This is a genomic window from Myxacorys chilensis (assembly GCF_059505265.1).
In genome coordinates, this window is sequence record NZ_JCACKG010000217.1 from 1 (window position 1) to 20,550 (window position 20,550).

15 protein-coding genes and 1 pseudogene are annotated in these 20,550 nt (G+C 48.2%); 8 read left to right on the forward strand and 8 right to left on the reverse strand.

The features are described from left to right. Positions 1–1,401 (forward strand): polysaccharide biosynthesis/export family protein (locus AC5JLB_RS21695; protein WP_495875905.1); only part of this gene is annotated, 1,401 nt, incomplete at its 5' end. Positions 1,402–1,662: 261 nt separating this feature from the next. Continuing rightward, positions 1,663–2,796, forward strand: a complete 1,134-nt coding sequence (locus AC5JLB_RS21700; RefSeq protein ID WP_495875906.1) for a pentapeptide repeat-containing protein — start codon at positions 1,663–1,665, stop codon at positions 2,794–2,796. Positions 2,797–2,821: 25 nt separating this feature from the next. Here AC5JLB_RS21700 and AC5JLB_RS21705 read toward each other — a convergent pair whose 3' ends face one another. Both AC5JLB_RS21705 and AC5JLB_RS21710 read right to left on the reverse strand, forming a co-directional pair. Further along, on the reverse strand, positions 2,822–4,072 hold the full coding sequence (locus AC5JLB_RS21705) for an MFS transporter (protein WP_495875907.1): 1,251 nt from the start codon (positions 4,070–4,072) through the stop codon (positions 2,822–2,824). Positions 4,073–4,154: 82 nt separating this feature from the next. Continuing rightward, on the reverse strand, positions 4,155–4,577 hold the full coding sequence (locus tag AC5JLB_RS21710; protein ID WP_495875908.1) for a fasciclin domain-containing protein: 423 nt from the start codon (positions 4,575–4,577) through the stop codon (positions 4,155–4,157). Positions 4,578–4,952: 375 nt separating this feature from the next. Between AC5JLB_RS21710 and AC5JLB_RS21715 the strand changes: the two genes are divergently transcribed. Continuing rightward, the gene (locus tag AC5JLB_RS21715) at positions 4,953–5,768 is read left to right on the forward strand and encodes a hypothetical protein (RefSeq protein ID WP_495875909.1); all 816 of its coding nucleotides are present in this window, start codon (positions 4,953–4,955) and stop codon (positions 5,766–5,768) included. Between the two features lie 119 nt (positions 5,769–5,887). Here the strand turns inward: AC5JLB_RS21715 and rpe are convergent, their stop codons facing one another. Beyond that, the gene (rpe, locus tag AC5JLB_RS21720; RefSeq protein ID WP_495875910.1) at positions 5,888–6,592 is read right to left on the reverse strand and encodes a ribulose-phosphate 3-epimerase; all 705 of its coding nucleotides are present in this window, start codon (positions 6,590–6,592) and stop codon (positions 5,888–5,890) included. Positions 6,593–6,771: 179 nt separating this feature from the next. Here rpe and AC5JLB_RS21725 point away from each other — a divergent pair, with 179 nt between their 5' ends. Together AC5JLB_RS21725 and AC5JLB_RS21730 are read left to right on the forward strand one after the other, a co-directional pair. Then, positions 6,772–8,448 (forward strand): S8 family serine peptidase, encoded by a 1,677-nt coding sequence (locus AC5JLB_RS21725; RefSeq protein WP_495875911.1) that lies wholly within the window; start codon positions 6,772–6,774, stop codon positions 8,446–8,448. A 216-nt stretch (positions 8,449–8,664) separates the two neighbouring features. Then, positions 8,665–9,915 carry a serpin family protein gene (locus AC5JLB_RS21730; protein WP_495875912.1) on the forward strand — a complete coding sequence of 417 codons (1,251 nt, stop codon included), beginning with the start codon at positions 8,665–8,667 and terminating at the stop codon, positions 9,913–9,915. 111 nt (positions 9,916–10,026) lie between these two features. Here the strand turns inward: AC5JLB_RS21730 and bioB are convergent, their stop codons facing one another. Continuing rightward, positions 10,027–10,974 (reverse strand): biotin synthase BioB, encoded by a 948-nt coding sequence (gene bioB, locus AC5JLB_RS21735; protein WP_495875913.1) that lies wholly within the window; start codon positions 10,972–10,974, stop codon positions 10,027–10,029. Between the two features lie 273 nt (positions 10,975–11,247). Here bioB and AC5JLB_RS21740 point away from each other — a divergent pair, with 273 nt between their 5' ends. Both AC5JLB_RS21740 and lspA read left to right on the forward strand, forming a co-directional pair. After that, positions 11,248–11,895: a biotin transporter BioY gene (locus AC5JLB_RS21740; protein WP_495875914.1), complete on the forward strand. Its 648-nt coding sequence runs from the start codon at positions 11,248–11,250 to the stop codon at positions 11,893–11,895. A 4-nt stretch (positions 11,896–11,899) separates the two neighbouring features. Further along, positions 11,900–12,355: a signal peptidase II gene (gene lspA, locus AC5JLB_RS21745; RefSeq protein ID WP_495875915.1), complete on the forward strand. Its 456-nt coding sequence runs from the start codon at positions 11,900–11,902 to the stop codon at positions 12,353–12,355. Positions 12,356–12,362: 7 nt separating this feature from the next. Here lspA and AC5JLB_RS21750 read toward each other — a convergent pair whose 3' ends face one another. From AC5JLB_RS21750 to AC5JLB_RS21765, 4 genes are all read right to left on the reverse strand, one after another. After that, complete coding sequence (locus AC5JLB_RS21750; RefSeq protein ID WP_495875916.1) at positions 12,363–14,054, reverse strand: ArnT family glycosyltransferase; 1,692 nt, start codon at positions 14,052–14,054, stop codon at positions 12,363–12,365. Positions 14,055–14,130: 76 nt separating this feature from the next. Then, entirely contained in the window at positions 14,131–14,610 is a 480-nt protein-coding gene (locus AC5JLB_RS21755; RefSeq protein ID WP_495875917.1) for an MgtC/SapB family protein, read from the reverse strand. Between the two features lie 891 nt (positions 14,611–15,501). Next, the gene (locus AC5JLB_RS21760) at positions 15,502–17,541 is read right to left on the reverse strand and encodes a sensor histidine kinase (protein ID WP_495875918.1); all 2,040 of its coding nucleotides are present in this window, start codon (positions 17,539–17,541) and stop codon (positions 15,502–15,504) included. 88 nt (positions 17,542–17,629) lie between these two features. Then, positions 17,630–18,724 (reverse strand): hybrid sensor histidine kinase/response regulator, encoded by a 1,095-nt coding sequence (locus AC5JLB_RS21765; protein ID WP_495875919.1) that lies wholly within the window; start codon positions 18,722–18,724, stop codon positions 17,630–17,632. Between the two features lie 578 nt (positions 18,725–19,302). On the opposite strand from AC5JLB_RS21765, the pseudogene AC5JLB_RS21770 reads away from it, so the two are divergent. Continuing rightward, positions 19,303–20,523: pseudogene (locus AC5JLB_RS21770) on the forward strand (NAD(P)/FAD-dependent oxidoreductase); the annotation flags it as partial. Positions 20,524–20,550: the final 27 nt, after the last annotated feature.

Genomic DNA, 20,550 nt, shown 5'->3' on the forward strand with positions numbered 1-20,550 from the left:
CAGACGACTACCCCTGGAGGAAGAGCTTTACCACCCAGCAGTGCCCCAGTATTGCCTAGTCCCGCCCCAATTTCGGCTCCAGCGAGTGCTCCAATAGTAGATCAAAGCTACTTGCTAGGGGCAGGAGACAAGGTAAAACTTGATGTTTTTGGGGTGCCTGAGTACAGCGGTGAGTACCAGGTCTTAGCCGATGGCTCGCTGAACCTGCCATTAGCTGGAACAGTTCGAGTGGGCGGCTTGACTTTGCGCCAAGCCTCTGGCTCGATCGAATCTCGCTACAGAGAATGGTTGACGCGCCCAGTTGTGACAGTCAGCTTGATGAGTTCCCGTCCGGTGCAAATCGCGGTTTCAGGAGAAGTGACGCGCCCAGGAGCTTACACGACATCGCTGACCGAAGCGGGAACGCCTACGCTCACAAAAATGCTGCAACTCGCTGGAGGTCTTACCCAGAGCGCTGATCTTCAGCAAGTTCAGATTCTACGCCGTCTGCCTGGAACCAACGCGGGCACAACACCGATTCAAGTTAATTTGCAGGCACTGTTAAAGTCGGGAGACTTGAGCCAAGACATTCAACTGCGCGATGGCGATAGCATTGTTGTTCCGGCAAGCACGGCAACGACCGCTATGGGCAACGATTTTGCCGGAACAACCTTAGAGTCAAACAACAATGAGCCGATTGACATCGTTGTTGCTGGAGAGGTGAACCGTCCGGGTCCTCATAGCGTAGTGGGTGAACAGGTTCCGGTGACACCTGGTCAAGCCACGACCGGACAAACGAATGTTACTGCGAAAGTAAAAGCGCCAACCGTAACGCGAGCCATTCAGATCGCAGGCGGCATTACAGAACGGGCTAATATTCGCGAAATTCAAGTGAAGCGAACGGCTCGTGACGGCACAGAGCGCAGCATTAATGTGAACTTGATGGATTTGCTCAAAGCCGGGGATGCTAAGCAAGACCTCCGATTGCAACAAGGCGATCGCATCGTCATTCCGACCGCCGTTGCTCTCTCTCCAGAAGATGCAGCAACCGTTGCCACGGCTAGCTTCTCGCCTGACTCCATTACAGTAAATGTAGTGGGTGAAGTGGGTAAGCCTGGTCAGATTCAAGTGCCACCCAATACGCCAATGAACCAAGCCATTCTAGCGGCAGGTGGGTTTATCACTAGTTCTCGGACAAAGCAAGTTGACTTCTTACGACTTCAACCGAATGGAACTGTTGATCGACGTCAGCTTGCGGTGAACTTTAAAGAAGGCATCAATTCAAAGAACAATCCGGCGCTACGGAACAACGATACGATCGTGGTCGGCAAAAATGGATTGGCTAGGATTGGTTCTGTGTTAGGAACCATTCTAAATCCTTTGGGAAGTGCATTTGGCCTTCTCAATATTTTAAGAGATTAACTCTACCGGAAAGTAGAATTCAATCTCTTAAATAAGAGAAGGGGACGCTTGACGTCCCCTTTTTATTGATCGTTTTGGGGAGAGTATGATTCAATTTACTAATCTTTGGGTTAATGAGATTAAATCAGTCTTTACTTAGACCCAATAGGTAGGAGTTCCGTTTAGACTAGATCAAACGCGCGATGGCTACTTCACTAGGGAACATGGTGAGTGAGTGATCACACTTCTTGTAAACTTCGGGCTAGTCGGGTGGTGAAGTAGATGGGAGAACTAGAACGCTGTTATCAAGTATTGGGACTCGAACCTGGTGCGCTTTGGGAAGAGGTTAATCAGGCGTACAAAGATCTAGTGTTCATTTGGCATCCTGACCGTGTGCCGAAAGATAATCCCCGCCTTGTGCAGAAAGCGGAAGCGAAAATCAAGGAACTCAATCATGCTCGTGATGTGTTGCGAAAGCATGAGCGCAACCCGAAACCTCAACCGCAACCCACGCGATCGCACGAACCGTCAAGAAGCGAATCGAGACAGACTTATTATCATTCTTACTATCACCGTCCGTCGTCCAACGGGCATTCTACCCATTCGTCCCAAAACGGTTACTCGTCCAATGGGCACTCTTCGCAGAACGGGTATTCTACTCATTCGTCTCAAAATGGGCACTCGTCCAACGGGCACTCCTCGCAGAATAGTCAAAAGGGCAACGGGCATGCCGCCCAATCTTCTCAAAATTATCAAAACTACTACTCGCAGTCGCAGTATCGATCGGAGTATCACAAACCCCCGCAAGCTCAGCCGTCTCCACCTAAGCCGTCGTCTTCATCTCAACAGTCAAGTACCTCCCAACAGTCCAGCACCTCCCAACAGTCAAATACCTCCCAACAGTCAAGTACCTCCCAACAGTCCAGCACCTCTCAACAGTCAAATACCTCTCAACAGTCCAGCACCTCTCAACAGTCAAACTACTATCGGCAGTCGCACTATCGGGCGGAGTATCATCAACCGCCAAAAACGCCGCCACGTTCTCAAGAGCGTGATCTGACCGGAACCGATCTCAGCGGTCGCGATTTGAAAGAGAAAGACTTGTCGGGCTATAACCTGAGCCATGCCAACTTAAACAATGCAAACCTGAGCGATGCCTTCATGCATAAAGTGAATTTAGAAGGAGCAAAGCTGCAAGGAGCAAATTTGTTCCGGGCGAATTTGCTAGGGGCAAACCTGTGTGGGGCAGATCTGCAAGATGCCAACCTAATTGGCGCAGATTTGAGCGGCGCAGATTTGAGCGGCGCGAATCTGCGCGGGGCAAAAGTGGGGTTTGACGATCGCGTGATGGTGAAGATGACGGGGGCGAAACTTTCAGGGGCAGTGATGCCCAACGGCAAAGTACACGAAGCGTAAGTAGCAATTAGCAGCGTTAGATGCGCTACTGAGAAACTATGCTGTCTCTAGGAATGGCATAAGGATCTTTGCTGTAGCCCAATGCGAACTTAACTGAGTGAGAAACACTCTTGCTCGAAAGCGTTACAAACACTAGCAGTGCAGCAAATGCAACACAAGCTGAAACGCCGTACAGTCCACGATAACCGAGTGATTTTGAAACCGACCCTAAAAGCGGACCTGCGATCGCAATGCCCAAATCAAATCCACCAATAAACAAGCCAAAGATGCGTCCGCGTTCGTGCGGCTGACACCGATCAGCAACCAAGGCAATCATGATGGGCAAATAGGTTCCGCCTCCAATTCCTTCTAGCAATCCAGCCACAAGAAACCATTCAGCCGTGCGAGCTTGCCACAGCACTAGCATTGCCAAACCATAGCAGAGCAGTCCAATCGTGATGAAGCGTCCGCGGCCGTGGCGATCGCTAGCTTTTCCAGCAACAAATCGTGTTCCAAAACTCGTAATTGCTGCCGCCGTGTAAAACAATCCAGCATTCAAATTGACGTTCGCTTCGGCAATATAGAGTGGTACAAACGTTGCGATCGCGCCAAAGGCAATCCCGACTAGTAACATTGTGATCGTCGGAATCCGAATGCGATCGCTGAGCAGTAATCGCCAAAATACATTTTCTCTAGATTGCTCTGCTTCAGGCTGTGGATTCAAAGCAGGTGGCTTGACTTGATATCCACAGAGGAAGCTCACTGCGCCGAGGCCGGATGCGAGAAAGAAGACCGGAGCAAATCCTTGCCACGCCTCTAGAAATCCGCCGATTGCCGGACCGATCGCCATGCCGATCGGGTTAACCAAGCTCATGTAACCAATCAGTTCACCGCGTTTTTGAGGTGGAGAAAGATCGACCACGAGAGAACTGTAGGCGGTTGTAAAGGCGGCAATGCTGATTCCGTGAAACATCCGTACGAGAATGAGCAACGGAATTGATTGCGTCAACAGGTGGCAGACGGGCGCGATCGCAGCCACACCAATTCCAATTAGCAGTACCCCTTTGCGTCCACGAGTATCTGCCATGCGTCCGAGAACAGGACGAACGATTAGCAGCCCTACCGCAAAGGATCCCATAACGACCCCCAGCAAATCATCTGCCGCTCCGATGGATTTGATGTAAGGCGGCAACGTCGGCAGTAGACTTGCTAGACTTGACCAAAATAACAGTCCCGCAATAAAGAGAACCCCCAAGCTCCGCCGGATTTGAGGGTTCAGTGCGGCAAATGTGTTCAATGCCCTATTCCTGTTGAAAGTGTGTCCGAGAGGAGTCTAGGATAACAAATCATTCGCACTCGTAGCATCAAGACTCGCAGACCTATGAATGACCTGCCACTATTGCAGGCATTAATACCCCTTCAATTTCATGAATCACGCCATTGTCGGCAAGCATATCTGTCTTGAGAACACGAACGTCATTTACAGTAATGCCGTTTGATGAATGATCAACCGCAATGATGGAGCCTTCTACAGTTGGCGCTTCGTCAATCTCAGCGAGATCCTGTGATCGCACATCGCCAAAGACAACGTGATACATCAGCACTTTCTTCAACTTGGTTACATCTTCTAGCAGTGCGTCTAGCGTCCCTTCCGGCAGTTTGGTAAATGCATCATTGGTCGGTATGAGTAGAGTTAGAGAGCCTTCTGCAGTTAGAGTAGACGCAAGATCACACTTGTTCACCGCTTCTAAAAATGTGCTGAATGACCCTGCCTGTGCTGCTGTTTCTAAAAGATTTGCCATGATGTACTTTATCCAAAGCCTTTCTCGTTCTGTATTAAGAAATAGGCGTTAAAGGATGGCGGTAACATCATGCCAAAGGAGGAATATACTACCATTACGAACTTGTACGAGTACAGCGCGTTTGATTTATATAGATTTTTCGTGAAACCTCAGTTTATTTACTGAATCTTCCCGTATTCTGTTTATTATCTCTGTAGCACTACCAGCTAGGTACGCCGTAGATCCAAGATAGGTCTATCTAAGATACACCCTGTCCACTGCGGATCTAATAGCTATCAATTGCCGTCTTTCAGGGTATCAAACGTCGTCAGAATTCAGCGTCAGCAAACCCTCGAAATAGGAACTCAACCCTAGTCAAGGTTGTGAGCAAACTGCATGAAATTAAAGTTTAGAATTCGTCAGTCGTGGCTGTTAGTCACTGCGCCGTTTGCTGCGATCGCGATCGCAGCTTCCCCTACCAACGCCGCTAGTTTAGCATTCTCCAAGGCACAAACTATTCTTGCGGGTGAGCTTTCTTCCCCAACTTCAACAGAACCATTTGCAGCCGAAGCTAAAGCGAATAGTTCTGCCGCTGGGAACGGAACTGACTTTCAGAACTTAGCTCGATCGGCGGCAAGCACAGAAAACCTCTTTCTCTCGGCAAGTCAAACCGCTCCTATCCGCTTTGGCTTCGACTTCTTCGCTCTACTGGCTCTGGGAACCGCGATCGACAATCCGAGCTTAGAACTTGCAAGGGCAACGGGTGCTATTTCGCTGGCACTGTATGACGTTACAGACGGAGTAGAAACCCTTCTAGATTCACTCAATATTACGGTGTTAGGCAACCTGAATACGCCAGGAAGCGGCGATCGTCTCAAGATTAGATCGACTGGAGACAATCTCACCTTGTTGCCTAACCTCACGGACACCAGGATCGGAGGACGTCAGGAATTCGCCGTAGCAGAAGTTGGGGGAACGTACTCTCGCACATTTGACCGTCCAACCTCTCTTAGGTTAGTACAGCGCGTAGAGACGAAAGCCTGTGTTCAAGCTCCGCAAGGGCTGGGTTCCTGTGGTCGTGCGGTTCCCGAACCTTCCAACACAGTAGCTCTCCTAATGTTCGTTGCAACTACAGGAGGTATGGTGTGGTTTCGATCTCGCAAGCCAAGATCTGTGCTGTTTCCTGACACTGAAGGGGCTAAGAGAAAGTAAACTTGATAGACCTATAGGTTTTTGAAATTCATCGCCAGCTAGGGATACTGCGTTGAAAATAAAATTAAAAAGACAGGCTGCCTATAAAGCAACCTGTCTCTAAAATTAAATGGTCGTAATTAGACGGCTGCTAACTCTTGAGCAGGGCGCTTGCTGTTGCGAATTCCTTCGATCGCAGTGGCATAATCTGGGGCATTGAATACGGCGGAACCCGCTACGATCGCATTCGCTCCCGCTTCAATTACTTGCCAAGTGTTATTCCCTTTCAAACCACCATCAACTTCGATCCACGGGTCAAGACCACGCTCATCGCACATCTGTCTTAACTGACGAATCTTAGGCAGGACACCAGGAATAAAGCTTTGACCCCCAAATCCTGGGTTAACGCTCATAATCAGCACGAGGTCGCACAGTTCAAGAACGTAGTCGATCAATTCCAACGGGCTACCTGGATTGAGAACAACGCCTGCTTTTTTCCCGTATTCTTTGATTTGTCCAAGTGTCCGGTGCAGGTGAGGTGAGGCATTATGCTCAGCGTGGACATAGATGTGATCTGCGCCTGCTTTCGCAAAATCACCGACATATTTTTCTGGCTCAACGATCATTAGGTGAACGTCTAGCGGCTTTTGGGTAACCGGACGAATCGCTTCCACAATCAAGGGACCGATCGTAATGTTGGGGACAAAGCGACCATCCATTACATCAACGTGAATCCAATCTGCTCCGGCGGCATCGACAGCCCGGATTTCTTCTCCTAAACGACTGAAATCAGCAGATAGAATCGATGGCGCAACGACAATCGGCTTCTTGGACGATTGAGTCATGATGGCTAGTCCCCTTGGGTTCCAAAAGTTGTAATTAGTTTAACAAATTGTGAATCTTTTCTCTCATAACTTAGCCAGAACTTGAGAAATCTTTAGGAAGAAATACCTAATTTGAAGTTTGGGAAATCGGGTTGAGGGGATCAAGTGAAAATAGAGAGTGGTATGACGAGGGAACGAAGATGGTGAGAGGATTTCGGCTAGGAATTGGGCGGCTAGGAGTTGGGCCGCTAGGAATTGGAATTGTAGGAGTCGTTCTATTGGGCGGAGTTCCTGTTTACAGTGTGCTGGTGCAAGATTCATCAATCGGGCAAGACGGCATCGATGCGTTGAAGTTGCAGTCTCCGCCCTACCGATTGACTGGGCAAAAGATCGCGATCGGGCAAGTTGAAATCGGGCGTCCGGGGCAGTTTGGCGTCGATAAGGCAGCAAGTCGGAATCGGGTTGTGGCGTTGACTCGCGCCTTCTACCGCGACCAACCTGCAAAAGGGAATGCCAATCTCGATACTCATGCAGCCCAGGTCGCGAGTGTGATGATCGGAGATAGTAAAGCGGTGCGCGGTGTGGCTCCGAGCGCGAAACTATATTCCTCGGCGGCAGCGACTCCCCAACGGGGCGGGCAAGCAGAAGAATGTCGCTCCGCAGAGCACGTGGCGATGCAGAACGGAGGAGATGTGCGGGCAATTAACTTTAGCTTTGGAGAAGCTCTACAGCAAGATCCACGCCCGAATCCTAAGCTGGATGGAAATGCGCTCTTAACCCAATGTGTGGATTGGTCTGCGAGAGTTCATGATGTGCTTTACGTTGTCGCGGGGAATCAAGGAAAGGGCGGAATTCCGATTCCAACGGACAACTACAATGGCATGACCATTTCATTTACGCGCCGATTGGAAAAGCTGTTTGCAAAAGTTGATTTCTCTAATATCGGTGATGTTGCTCCTAGCATTCTTAAACGCAATGATGGAGTTGAAACAAGTTTGGGAGGACGCCGCTCGATTTCGCTGGCGGCTCCCGGAACTAAAATTGCGGTCGCTAGTTTGAAAGGAGATGAACTGAATCAAATTGGGTCAAGCTTTGCGGCTCCGCATGTCACTGGAACTGTGGCGCTTCTGCAAGAATTTGGCGATCGCAACCTCCGCCAAAGCTGCAAACGGGGTGCTGGCTGCAAGGTTCCCTGGACAACTGATGCGCGTCGCCATGAAGTCATGAAAGCTGTTCTGATGAATTCTGCTGACAAGCTTAAAGATAGTGGCAACGGCTTGATGTTGGGAATGACGCGAACCATGTTGGAGAAAAACAATCGGATCTGGACGGATTCTGATGCGTATAAAAATCCAAAAATCCCGCTGAATATTCAAATGGGAGCCGGGCAACTGAACGCCTTTCGGGCCTATCAGCAGTTTAGTGCAGGAAAATGGAACCCAACTCAGCCTGTACCTGCGATCGCGTGGGACTATGGCAAAGTGGGCTTAAAAACGCCTTCAGGACGCGCGCCCTCTCAAAATTATCAAGACTACGTGCTAGAAAAACCGCTTCAGCAGGGAAGCTACGTGTCAGCCACGTTGACTTGGGATCGCTTGGTTGAACTGAACGATAAAAATCGAAATGGTGAGTATGACGTGGGAGAGAATTTCCGCGATCGCGGTCTCAACAATCTCGATCTTTATCTTATGAAAGCCGAAGATGCGGACGTTAGACGAAGCATCTGGTCGTCGGTCAGCGCGATCGACAATGTAGAACACATCTTTCAGCAAGTTCCCCAAACCGGACGTTACAAAATTCGCGTCGTCTTTCACGAACAGGTGAATCAGCCCACTCAGTCCTATGGATTGGCATGGTGGACAGTTCCAGCATCTTGAAATCCAGCGTCTCAAAAACTGTAACCACGACTTTAGTTTAACTAGGGCAACGTTAAAGTGTGAATTAACAGGGTGTCCGCACACGAAAAGGTCAGTAACATTCGTAATCCGTAATCCGGCTTGTAGCGAAAACCACAATCTTTACGGATTACGACTTTTTCTTGGGCTTAATAGTTTAGAGCGTGCAGAACTAGGTTGAACGATATGGAATTGCGAATGTTGCCAAGAGTTGGGGTTGTTTTAATTGCCGCGATCGTTGCGTTGAGTTCTTTAAGTTGCTCGGAGATGGCAGAATCAACGCCATCTCCTCCAACCTTAAAACAAGAGAGGAAATCGCAGCAGGTGAACCCTAAACTAGTCAAGGCAAATACGCAATTTGGATTCAAGTTATTTTCAGAAATTTTGAAGCAAGACGGTCAGGATAATGTGTTTGTGTCGCCGTCGAGTGTTGCGATCGCGCTGTCGATGACCTATAACGGCGCAAGCGGCGAAACGCAGAAGGCAATGGCAAAAGCGCTGCAAATTCAAGGGTTAAGTTTAAGTGAATTGAACCAGGCAAATGCAGATTTGAAAACTGGTTTAGAGAAAGCCGATCCGAGTGTACAAATTGCGATCGCGAATTCGCTGTGGGCACGAGAGGGAGTTTCGTTTAATTCTGGATTTATTGATCGCAATCAAACTTTTTACAATGCGAAAGTTAAAACGTTAGACTTCACTTCTGTGGCTGCCCCTGGTGAAATTAATAACTGGGTTAAAGAAAGTACTCGCGGCAGAATCAATCAGATTGTTGAGCAGATCCGACCGGATCAAGTCATGTTTTTGCTCAACGCCGTTTACTTCAAAGGCAAGTGGACAGACGAGTTTGATAAGCAGCAAACCAAAACTCGTCCATTCTACTTGGCAAATGGAATGCAGAAGCAGCATCCGTTGATGCAGCAAAAAGGCAAATACCGCTACTACGAAAACGAGCAGTTTCAAGCGGTTAGCTTACCCTACGGCAGCGAACAAATGAGCCTTTATGTCTTTCTGCCTAATGAAAAATCGAACTTGTCAACATTCTATAAAACGTTGACTGAGAAGAATTGGCAAGCTTGGATGCAGCAGTTTAGTCAACGTCAAGGATCAATTCAAATTCCACGATTTAAGTTATCTTATGACACTGAGTTAAAAGAGGCGCTATCTGCATTAGGAATGGAAGTTGCGTTTGACCGATCAAAGGCCAATTTCTCTAACCTTAGCAATGCTACAACTAACATTAATGAAGTAAAACATAAAACATTTGTAGAAGTGAATGAAGAAGGAACTGAAGCAGCAGCAGTGACCTCGGTAGGAATAACCGTTACTTCGGTTCAGGTCGAAACTCCTCCGTTTGAAATGATTGTGAACCGACCGTTTTTCTGCGCAATTCGAGATAACAAAACAGGCGAAATTTTGTTTATAGGATCGATTGTTAATCCTAATTCTTAACCGATTAAACGGTAGTGCTTCTTCCAAACTCATCGATCTAAACCTGATAGACTGCTAGCGCGATCGCGTCAGATATAGATCGAGATTCAGAGATCATTCACTACCTTTGGCTTAAAGCGGTTTAGGAATCATGCCTAAGCGATCAAGCAGTTGTTCGTCATGCGATCGCTCTGGATTTGCGGCTGTTAACAACTTTGCGCCTGTGAAAATTGAATTTGCTCCAGCTAAGAAACACATCGCTTGCAGTTCATCGCTCATCTCTGTTCGACCTGCCGAGAGTCGCACCATTGCCGCTGGAAATAAAATGCGCGTGGTAGCAACCATCCGCACCATGTCAAATGGATCGATCGGCAATGCATTTTCTAGCGGCGTTCCTTCAATTGGAATGAGGCAATTGATCGGAATCGACTCAGGTGGCGGATCAAGATGGGAGAGAGTTTCTAACAGTTCTAAGCGATCGCGCACCGATTCTCCTAATCCCAAAATGCCACCACAGCAAACTGAGATACCAGCATCACTCACGGCTCGAATCGTATCGAGTCGATCTTTATAGGTGCGAGTGGAAATAATTTTTTCGTAATAGCTCGGTGACGTATCTAAATTGTGATTGTAAGCCGTTAACCCAGCTTCTTTGAGTTGTTGCGCTTGATGCGGTTTTAGCATTCCCAATGTGCAGCAAACTTCCATCTCCATCGCTGCCACTTGTCGCACCATATCTAAAACGCGATCGAACTGCGCCCCATCCCGAATTTCTCGCCAAGCTGCCCCCATACAAAACCGGGTTGAGCCTGCGGCTTTTGCGGCTTTTGCATCTTCTAGCACGTCAGCGATGTTCATCAACGGTTCGGGTGGCAGTCCGGTGCTGTGGTGGACACTCTGAGCGCAATACCCACAATCTTCAGGACACGCACCCGTTTTGATGCTGCTTAAGGTGCACATTTGGACTGCACGCGGATCATGATGCTCTCGATGAATCCGTTGGGCTTCAAACAGCAGATCGGGCAATGGTTGTTCATAAATGTGGGTAATCCGGTCGAGAGTCGTGAAGTTGGCAACCATGAGCGCGATAAACAACTACAGCTTTTGATCATCAATGATCAAGCTCCTTAAAGCAACACCATAAGCAGAGAGACAGAATTATTTGCGTCCCCTTGTGTAGAGACTTGGGCAAAGCTCTCCAATTTTTTCAAGGAATCGGAGGATCCCAATACAAGTTTCTTGGGTTCACGTGCTTAAATTTTCATTTGTCATTCATCCCTCATCCCTCATCCCTCTTCCCTCTTCTGTCTCTACACAAATCGCCCTGCTTCCCAACTCGTGGTGTACAATGCCATGGCTATGAAACCGTCTCCTTCTCGTCGTCGTCGCCGTGCTCCTGCTAAATCACAGCGTTTTAGGATTACGCTGACAGAGTTGCTATGGGCGTTGATTGGGCTGCTGCTAACGATCGGTGGGACGTTACTAAAAGCATCTACCACAGGAATGCCTTGGACGTGGGCAAATGGGCAAGTGCCTCTGCATTTTTTGGGTGTGAGTTATCAAATTGGTGCAGTGATGCTGGTCGGGTGCTTGGGCGGCCGAAATGCGGCGGTAATGTCGCAGATTGCCTATCTCGCGCTTGGTTTGGCAGGATTCCAGGTGTTCTCTCAAGGCGGGGGAATGAAGTATCTGACAGAACCGAGTTTTGGCTACTTGCTTGGGTTTGTTCCGGCAGCTTGGATCTGTGGATACATTGCGTTTAAAGCACCGCCTCGCTTGGAGTCGCTAGCATTTAGCGGACTGTGTGGTGTGATTGTGGTTCACACCGTCGGCATCGCTTATCTAATATTGAGTTATTTCTTGAAGTGGATTGATGCTGCTTCTATGCCCTTTACAAAGGCACTGATGACGTATTCTGTTAATCTGCTACCAGGACAATTAGCGGTGATTTGCGCGATCGCAGTGCTTGCCTATTGCCTCAGACGTGTCATGTTTTACTAGATTCATGCTCAAAAATCGCTTTTTTTGGATCGCGGCGATCGCGGGGTTAATTCTCGATCGAATCACTAAACTTTGGGTGGTAAAGACGCTAGTTTTACTCCAGTCAATTCCCCTAATTCCAGGCGTTTTTCACTTCACGTATGTCGTCAACAAAGGCGCAGCGTTTAGTCTATTTTCGGGCAGCATTTGGTTGCGCTGGCTTTCGCTGGCGGTGAGCATCGGCTTGATGGCAATGGCGTGGTTCGGTCCTCGCTTTCCCCGGTGGGAACAGTTTGGATACGGGTTTATTTTAAGCGGCGCACTCGGAAATGGCATCGATCGCTTTGTGTTAGGTCATGTAGTCGATTTCATCGATGTTCGACTGGTTAATTTTCCGGTATTTAATTTAGCGGATGTTTTCATTAACGTTGGCATTGTTTGTTTGATCATTGCAGCGTTTCAAAAAACTGAGCAGAAATAGCACCTTACTAATCAAGATCAAACTTTTGTGGATGGAGGGCGATGATCTTGGGTGTAAAGAATCGGTTAGTTCTTCGGACTACCAATATCCACTCTTCTTGGACTGCCAATACTTGCCGTTCTCTGGGCGGTAACTTCTCTAGCCACTTAGACTCCAGCAAAAAGTAGGGCTGAACGTCTTCCCGCCAACGCTCTTTGATCTCTGTCTCCGAAATTGGGAGTACCCGACGATCGCTATAGAAATTGAGCGAGGGGCGGTTGTAAGCATAGGACGTGTAGATGATCTGCTTTCGGGGGGTAAATTGTTTCACCATCGCCGCCACAGGCTTGACCGGATAGGCTTCTTCTAACTCCCAAACCCAGTGATCTGACATCACAAAGGTCAGTAGCGTCAAGTACATCCCCCAGATGAGACAAGCGATGAATTGAGTATCGTGCCGCAGAATCAAGATTGCGGTGATCGTGAGGGTGAGCGCCAGCGTTGCAAAGATCAGCTGGACATCCGGTTGGAATGGCGAAGAGAAGGTGTAGAACGCACAGAGACCCCAAGCCGCGATCGCCAACACCCCAAACCAGGCAGCCCAAACTCCAGCATGAGCAATGCGCCGGTATTGCCGGAGTGCGGCTGTAAGCGGTGTCCACATGCGATTGAGTTGCGCTCCAACTACTAAAGCGAGTGCGGGATAGATCGGCAACACATACCACGGCAATTTCGTTTGCATCACCGAGATCACAGCAAAATAAAGCCCGCTCCAAATTAACACTAGCTTTGCCCAGCCTAAATTTCGGTTCTCCCAGGCGTAACGAAATCCAGATGGCAAAAACAGTACCCAGGGCACGCCATTCTTGAGAATCTCTAACCCATAAAACCAAGTTGGACCCTGATTGTTGCTGACTTTGTCTGAAATGCGCTTAAGCGACTGATTCAGCAGATGCACGTCAATAAAGGTTTGTCCGTAGTGTTGAATCTGTGCGCCGTACCACGAAGCCACCGGAACGCAACCCAGCAGAAAACCGCCCCACAGATACCCGGATGCCAGCAGACGCGGAGTATCCCACGCCAGAAAACCAAGCGCGATCGCGCCGAGCAAAACCCCTAGAATTCCTTTAGTGAGACAAATCAGCCCGAAACTAATGCCAACGCCGAGTCCCCAACGCAAATCCCGCCGCGATCGCAGCACACACCAGACCATAACGACTAAAAAGCACAGCACTGCCCCATCGAGCATCGCCAAGCGTCCATTCCGAATCACGGGTAGCGTCGTCAGGTAGACCAACGCCGCAAATACGGCAGCCGAGCGCTGAAAGAAGACTTCTCGACCAATCCCATACACCACTGGAACCGATAGAGCCGTCAGCAAGGCTCCCGGCAACCGCGATGTCCATTCGCTAATGCCACCCGCTCGGTACGCTAGGGCAACTAGCCAGTGAATCAGAGGCGGTTTGTTGAAATAGGGGTTTCCGCCTAATTCTTTGGGGTAGAGCCAGGTGAGTGAGTCAAACGGCGATCGCGCCATCTCCCGCGCAATCTGAGCGACAATTCCCTCGTCCCAATCTCGCAGAGGCAAGCTCCCCAAGTTGACGGTTAGCAAAATTACTGCACCAAGCAGTAGCCCAACAGTCCAAGCTGGATCAATCCAGTCCTGATCAGGAGGCGTTCTTCTGACATAAGCGCCGTCCGTAGAAATTTCCCGATTCATTCGTTCTTACTCGTTTGACAACACCTAGAGGAGCTTCTCGGTATTTTCCTACTCAATATATTTTGCCTCTTTTCGGTCAATCTTCTGGATTGTCGTAGCGATCAAACGAGTGCCGCTCAACTTTCTTCAATCCTTCTAGGGTCAATAGCGTGAAAAAAGTGCCTGCGATCGCAAGCTCCCATAATCCGCAACCCGCCACCGCACCAAGAGCAGCCGTTACCCAAATTGCGGCGGCGGAGGTGAGTCCTTTAGCGCTTGGCTCATCTGTATTAGGACGCTTGGTATGCAAAATTACTCCAGCCCCCAAAAATCCGACGCCTGCCGCAATCCCTTGGATGACACGACCAACGCTCTCACTCATCGAATCTAGGTTCAATTGCAATGGAATCAACACAAACAGCGCTGCTCCTAAACTCACTAAAATGTGGGTTCGCAAACCAGCAGCCTTGTGGCGTTTCTCACGATTCCACCCAATGATTCCTCCAGCGATGCTGGCTAACACTAACCGCAACAATAAATCAATCAAGTTATGAGAGGGATTTGAAGACGTGAGCATGAATCTCGAACATGATACAAACAATCAGAAAGAGAATTATAAACGTTTCTAATCCGAGAATGGCACATCATCCGCTTTTAGACTTTCTACACCAAGAAATGAGCGATCGATTGCTGGTCTACTGAACTGTTGCCTTCAAACTATTTGCTGCAGTTTGTTACATCTGTGAGCTGAATCTGCGAAGTCGAAGGGACAAAATCAACGACTTTCAATTCTTCAAAGCGACGAAAACCGTTCTAACTTACCCTCATTACATTTCTATCAATTTAGGTTAAAGAATGAGGTTGAAGAAATGTATTTATCCAGCCAAAAAAATCAGTGCAAAAGTTAATACGCTCAGTGGGGAAACCTACCCAAGAAACGGGTAAGTGCCTTATGGCGGATGATCCCTGCAAGCCTTAATGTTAGAAATAGAGGCATGAAACAGAGGTATGAAACACCTCCTTAACACGTCTCTCTGATTTAGAAACACTTTAAAGAAATTGGGATTGAATACTGTGTCTGAATGTCCCTGTTGCTCAAGCAAACTCCTACGCCATGCTCGCCAAGGAAGAGTGTATTGGTTCTGCACTCACTGTTGGCAAGAGATGCCAGATTTGGTATCTCTCTCTAGGAGCCTTTCTACAAGTGTTCATCAAGGAGATAATTTGCTCAGATCTTCTAGCTTGAAGGAGCGCGCTACCAACCCAGTAATGTCCAGAGCTTGAGATTTTAAGCAGATAGTCTAACCGTCTCCCTGACAACGGATCAAGGACAAAAAATTTCAAAGACAGTACAAATTTCTAAGACAATACAAATCTTAAGGACACTACAAAGACGGTAGCCAAAGATTTCATTTCAACATTTATTGTTCGCTCAACAATCAACGAATTTCTGCCAGAAATCTACTCTTTATTCAACATTGCTGTAGTCTTTAGGCTGAAGGGGCAACGTCACACAGACGGTTGTCCCTTTTTCATAACTCGCGATCGCGATCTGCCCCCCATGAGCATCCACCGACTGCTTGACGATCGCTAACCCTAATCCATTGCCTGATACTGCACCAACATTGGTTCCGCGATGGAATGGCTCAAATAGGTGGCCTTGATCTTCGAGCGGAATGCCAATGCCTTCATCTTTGACTTCAAACTTTGCAGCGGTGCGATCGCATTCAAGCCTCAGATAAACGGTAGTTCCAATGGGGGAATATTTCAGCGCATTGGAGAGCAGATTGGTCAGAATCTGCCTCAGCAGCTTATTGTCCATTCGCGCTTGAGTTTTTCCCCCCGTTGCCTGGACATATAACTCGAAGCGATGCTGATCTTGATCATTGATCCGCATCTCGTCCACTAGTTCCTGACAGAACAGGTGTAAATCTAGCTCTGTCGGTTCAAACTTGGCTTCCGCTCGTTCAATCACCAGCACATCACTAAGCAAATTGTTCATATTGAGCGCTGCCCCTTGAATGCGCTCAATATGTTCACGCTGCTTCTCAACCGTGCAATTTCCTAAATAAAACTCCAGTAAATCGGCTGACGAGAGAATGGTACTCAACGGCGTTCGGAATTCGTGAGAGGCGGTCGAAACAAACCGGGATTTTAGCTCGCTCAGTTCCCGTTCTTGATCGAGGGCTTTTTGCATTTCCACCTCTGCTTGCTTGCGCTGAGTGATGTCTCGTTGCAGTCCGACCCAATAGGTATAGTGCCCAGTTTGGTCTGTGACGGGAAAAATACTGAGTTCGATCCAGACTTCTGAGCCGTCTTTGTGATAGTTCACTAATTCTGCCAGCGCTGGTTCCCACTTCTTTAGCGCCGTCCGAATGTGCTTCAATTCACCCCAATCGGTTTTCGGCCCTTGCAGAATGCGAGGCGTTCTGCCGATCACTTCTTCAAATCGATAACCCATCATGCGGGTAAAGGCGTCATTGATATAGACGATTTTGGGTCCGGGCGGCTCTACGGGTTCTGCTTCGGTGATCACAACCGCATCGTTAGCGTTGACCACGACCGATTCGAGTAACCGGAGGCGACGTTCTTGCTCTTTGCGATCGCTAATATCTTCTGCAATTCCGGCGATTCGATAGACGCGCCCTGCCGCATTCCGCACCGGAAACGCCCGCGCTAAGAGCCACCGTTCTGCTCCGTCCGGTTTGGTGAAGCGGAAAGTCACTTCGGCAGGTTTGCCCCGGACTGCTTGCCGACTGGCTTTCATGACTTGAGGTAAGTCGTCTTGGCGTATATGTCCTAGCCAAAACTCTAGGGACTTGTCGTAACAGCGTTCATTCTCGTAGCCGATCACCTGTTGGCACACCGGACTGATGTAGATCAGCTTCTGTTCTTCAAAGTCATACATCCAGAAGATTTGCTGGATATTTTCTGCTAGTTGTCGGAAGCGCTCTTCGCTTTCGCGCAGTTCTTCTGCGGCTTGCTTGCGATCGCCCACATTCAACACTAGGGACATGATCGACACCAGTTCGCCAGACTCGTCAAATAAAACCGAGTTGTACCACTCGCAGTGGACGATTTCTCCTGTTTTGGTGTAGTTGCGGTTATAGCAGACGTTGCGCGTCACTTGTCCGCTTAACAGGGCTGCGAGCGTTGGGTCAACGCTCTTAAAGTCTTCCCGAACCACAAATTTCCAGCTTCCAAACCGTTTGCCTAATATTTCATGAGCGCTCCAGCCCAAAAGAATTTCGGCTTCTCGCGACCATCGTGTGACCCGCAACTCTAGATCCCATTCGATCACCGCAAAAGGCGAATTGTCGACATGGAAGTTGAGGCGCTGCAAGGCTTTCTGTGCCTGATCTTGTTCATCAGTGGTGCCACTAGAATCCGTAGCTAAGGGCAGAGACGCTGCTTGTAATTGAGCTTTGAGGGTTTGAACCAGATTTTCTAGTTCGGCATTGCGTTGCTGTAACTGTTGCTGTAACTTCTGCTGTTCGTCTTCCTGCATAGCTCATTGTCACTACTGCGCCTATGCCTAAATTCTTGCTTATAAAAGTTAAAAGTAGATTTTCTTCGGTCTACAATTTAAGCCTTGCTTAAAGAGTTTCATAGGGAAGTTTGATTTTGAATGTCGTCCAACCGTCTTGACTGCTAACTTGGATTGTTCCTTGCGACTGCTCGATTAGTTTTTTAACTAATGCCAGTCCCAGTCCTGTGCCGCCTTTTTGCCAGAGATCGCTGCCTGGAACTCGATAAAATTTATCAAAAATGTGCGGCAGATCTTTAGCCCGAATCTCAGCCTGATTCGCGATCGTAATGTTTAGCACAGGGACGGGTTCTTCTGAACTCGCTTCGATTTTAAACATAATTTCTCCCCGGCTTGGAGTGTATTTGCAAGCGTTATTAAGAAGTTCGACAAAGATTCTTTGTAAACTAACGCTATCTGCCACAATAATGGGCAAATCATCGGGAATATCGAGCTTCAAAACTTGCTGACATTCGCGCGATCGCACCTGAAAAGACTCGCCGAGCTTGCGCAACTGCTCTCTAATGTTTAACGGTTCAGAGGCTGCTAACGTCTCACCCGACTCTAACTGATATAAATCGAGCAAATTCTGAATGAGTTCCTCTCCTTGAGCGCAAGCCGCTAGCGCAATCTCTGTATATTGCTTGCGATTGTTGGGCACAGCCTCCATCAATTGCAAAGCAACTTTAATGGTCGTAAGCGGCGCTCGCAGATCGTGAGTAATGGTAGTGACAAAATCGTCCTTTTGGTTATTAATATCTCGAAGTTCTTTAACCTTTTTTTGAATATCTAATTGGGCACTATGGCGTTTGAGACGAGCCGCGATCGTCTCTAATAATTCTGTTCGGCGAAACGGTTTTGTGAGATAGTCGTCGGCTCCCAAATTCATGCCTTGACGAATTTCGGCTTTGTCTGCTTTTGCCGTCAAGAAGATGAACGGAATCATACTGGTTGACTGATCTTGACGCAGTTCTTGCAAGACACTATAGCCGTCAAAATTAGGCATTTTAATATCGCAAATAATTAAATCTGGAGCCGTTTCTTTTGCTAACTCAATGCCGGTTAAACCAGTTTCTGCATAGATTGAGTCGAAGCCACCAGACGCCAAAATTTCTATAATATTCAGCCGAACATCTTTCTCATCTTCAATCACTAAAATTCTCATCAGATCGCCTCATTCTCTCCAGCTCAAGCGCTCTTCATTAAAAGTGCAGTAGAAAAAAGTGCAGTAGAAATTTAGCGTATATCAATGGCCTGGTTAAGCAGTATGATGCCTAACGCTCTAAGGATGGAACTAAACAAAATGCGCAGTTCCAGCCAAATAGGGTGGCAGATAATATGTATTCTTAGCTAAAGTTGACTCAGTAAAATTTCGCTATAAAACGCTATTTGTTTGATTATTTCTCGTATTAAATATTTAGTTCTACACCTGCCTAAATTTAATGCTGTCCGCACGTCGTGTAGCCAAAATCATTATCAATTGATCGCTACTGAAAGGTAGAACACATGTGACAGTGTATTGCTTGGTCGTCGATTCGGCTGACTTACCCTGATGCCTTAATTATACAGATTGAAAAGTAGCTCTAGATCTGAAGTCATCAACCTTTTGGTAGAAAGTTAAGGTGATGAAATGCGGGATTTAACTGTGAGGCTTGATGAAGGGTTGAAAACATACTAATCTTTCCTCTTCCCCCCTTTCCCCTTTCCCTTTAAGCTAAAGATCGCGATGTAGCAAGTCTTGAATCTATGCAGAATTACGATGTTATCGTGTGTGGAGCCGGACCTGCGGGGGCAACGGCAGCGGCGGAAGCCGCAAGAGCAGGACTAAAGGTTGCGCTGCTGGAAAAACAGTTTTTGCCACGTCATAAAACGTGCGGCGGCGGAATGCCAATGGTTATGCAAAACCATTTATATGATTTAGCGCCAGAAGCGTTTGTCGAATCGGATGTGATGTTTATGCGTCATACCTGGAAATTTGATGATCCTTACCTCGCTCCGATCAATCCTCCCGGTTCTGATGAAACGCTGTCGCTGTGGATGGTGCAGCGTCCGATCTTTGACAATGTGTTAGCGCAACGAGCGGCCCAACTGGGGGCAGATTTACGCGATGGGGTTGCGCTGCGATCGCTAGATCCCCAATCCGATGGCGTGATTGTCCGGGCGGAAGGGGTCAAAACCGGAACCCAGTTTGTTGCAAAAGCAAAGTATGTGATCGGAGCCGATGGCGCTAATGGCGTGACCGTCAAGGCGACGAAGTTAAGAAAAAATCCTGCGATCGCGATCGCGCTAGAGGTCGAACAGCCTCACCAGTGGGGCGATGGACATGGAGAATTGCGTCCTGATATTGCTCATTTAGAATACGGTGCAGTGAAACGGGGCTATGCCTGGATTTTTCCGAAAGCGGATCACCTTAATATCGGCGCGGGGTTGTTTCGTCCAGATAAGAAAGATGCGCGGGGCGACAGCACGATTCGGACGGAATTGCAGAAAACGATTTTTGAGTATATGGATGCGCTGAATGTAAAATACGATCCGAACAACCTCCGCTTTCGGGGACATCCCTTACCGACCTGGAGCGGCAAAGAATTACTGCATGAAGGACGGATCTTATTAGTTGGCGATGCGGCGGGATTGATTAATCCATTGTTTGGCGATGGGATTCTGCATGCGGTGAAAAGTGGGGCGATCGCGGCTCGTGCGATCGCAGACGATGCGGCTCACGAGTATACCAACCGGATTCATGCTGAGTTTGCGGCGAACTTTGATGCAGCGCTCAATCTGTCTCGCGTGTTTTACCAGTGGACGGGCGCTTGTTATAAATATGGCGTCAAATATGAGAAGGCAACGCGCTATGCTACACAGCTTCTGTGTGGGGAGTTGCTGTTTACCGATATGGCAGGTCGAGCAATGCGACGACTGAAGCGATCGGTGGGGGAAAACTTCTTTCCGGCGTTGAATGGGTGATTACCAATTCAGACAGCCTCTATCTGA

Coding starts and splice junctions, on each gene's coding strand:
- AC5JLB_RS21700 (WP_495875906.1), top strand. CDS start 1,663: ATGGGAGAACTAGAACGCTGTTATCAAGTATTGGGACTCGAACCTGGT.
- AC5JLB_RS21710 (WP_495875908.1), bottom strand. CDS start 4,577: ATGGCAAATCTTTTAGAAACAGCAGCACAGGCAGGGTCATTCAGCACA.
- AC5JLB_RS21715 (WP_495875909.1), top strand. CDS start 4,953: ATGAAATTAAAGTTTAGAATTCGTCAGTCGTGGCTGTTAGTCACTGCG.
- rpe (WP_495875910.1), bottom strand. CDS start 6,592: ATGACTCAATCGTCCAAGAAGCCGATTGTCGTTGCGCCATCGATTCTA.
- AC5JLB_RS21725 (WP_495875911.1), top strand. CDS start 6,772: ATGGTGAGAGGATTTCGGCTAGGAATTGGGCGGCTAGGAGTTGGGCCG.
- AC5JLB_RS21730 (WP_495875912.1), top strand. CDS start 8,665: ATGTTGCCAAGAGTTGGGGTTGTTTTAATTGCCGCGATCGTTGCGTTG.
- bioB (WP_495875913.1), bottom strand. CDS start 10,974: ATGGTTGCCAACTTCACGACTCTCGACCGGATTACCCACATTTATGAA.
- AC5JLB_RS21740 (WP_495875914.1), top strand. CDS start 11,248: ATGGCTATGAAACCGTCTCCTTCTCGTCGTCGTCGCCGTGCTCCTGCT.
- lspA (WP_495875915.1), top strand. CDS start 11,900: ATGCTCAAAAATCGCTTTTTTTGGATCGCGGCGATCGCGGGGTTAATT.
- AC5JLB_RS21750 (WP_495875916.1), bottom strand. CDS start 14,054: ATGAATCGGGAAATTTCTACGGACGGCGCTTATGTCAGAAGAACGCCT.
- AC5JLB_RS21755 (WP_495875917.1), bottom strand. CDS start 14,610: ATGCTCACGTCTTCAAATCCCTCTCATAACTTGATTGATTTATTGTTG.
- AC5JLB_RS21760 (WP_495875918.1), bottom strand. CDS start 17,541: ATGCAGGAAGACGAACAGCAGAAGTTACAGCAACAGTTACAGCAACGC.
- AC5JLB_RS21765 (WP_495875919.1), bottom strand. CDS start 18,724: ATGAGAATTTTAGTGATTGAAGATGAGAAAGATGTTCGGCTGAATATT.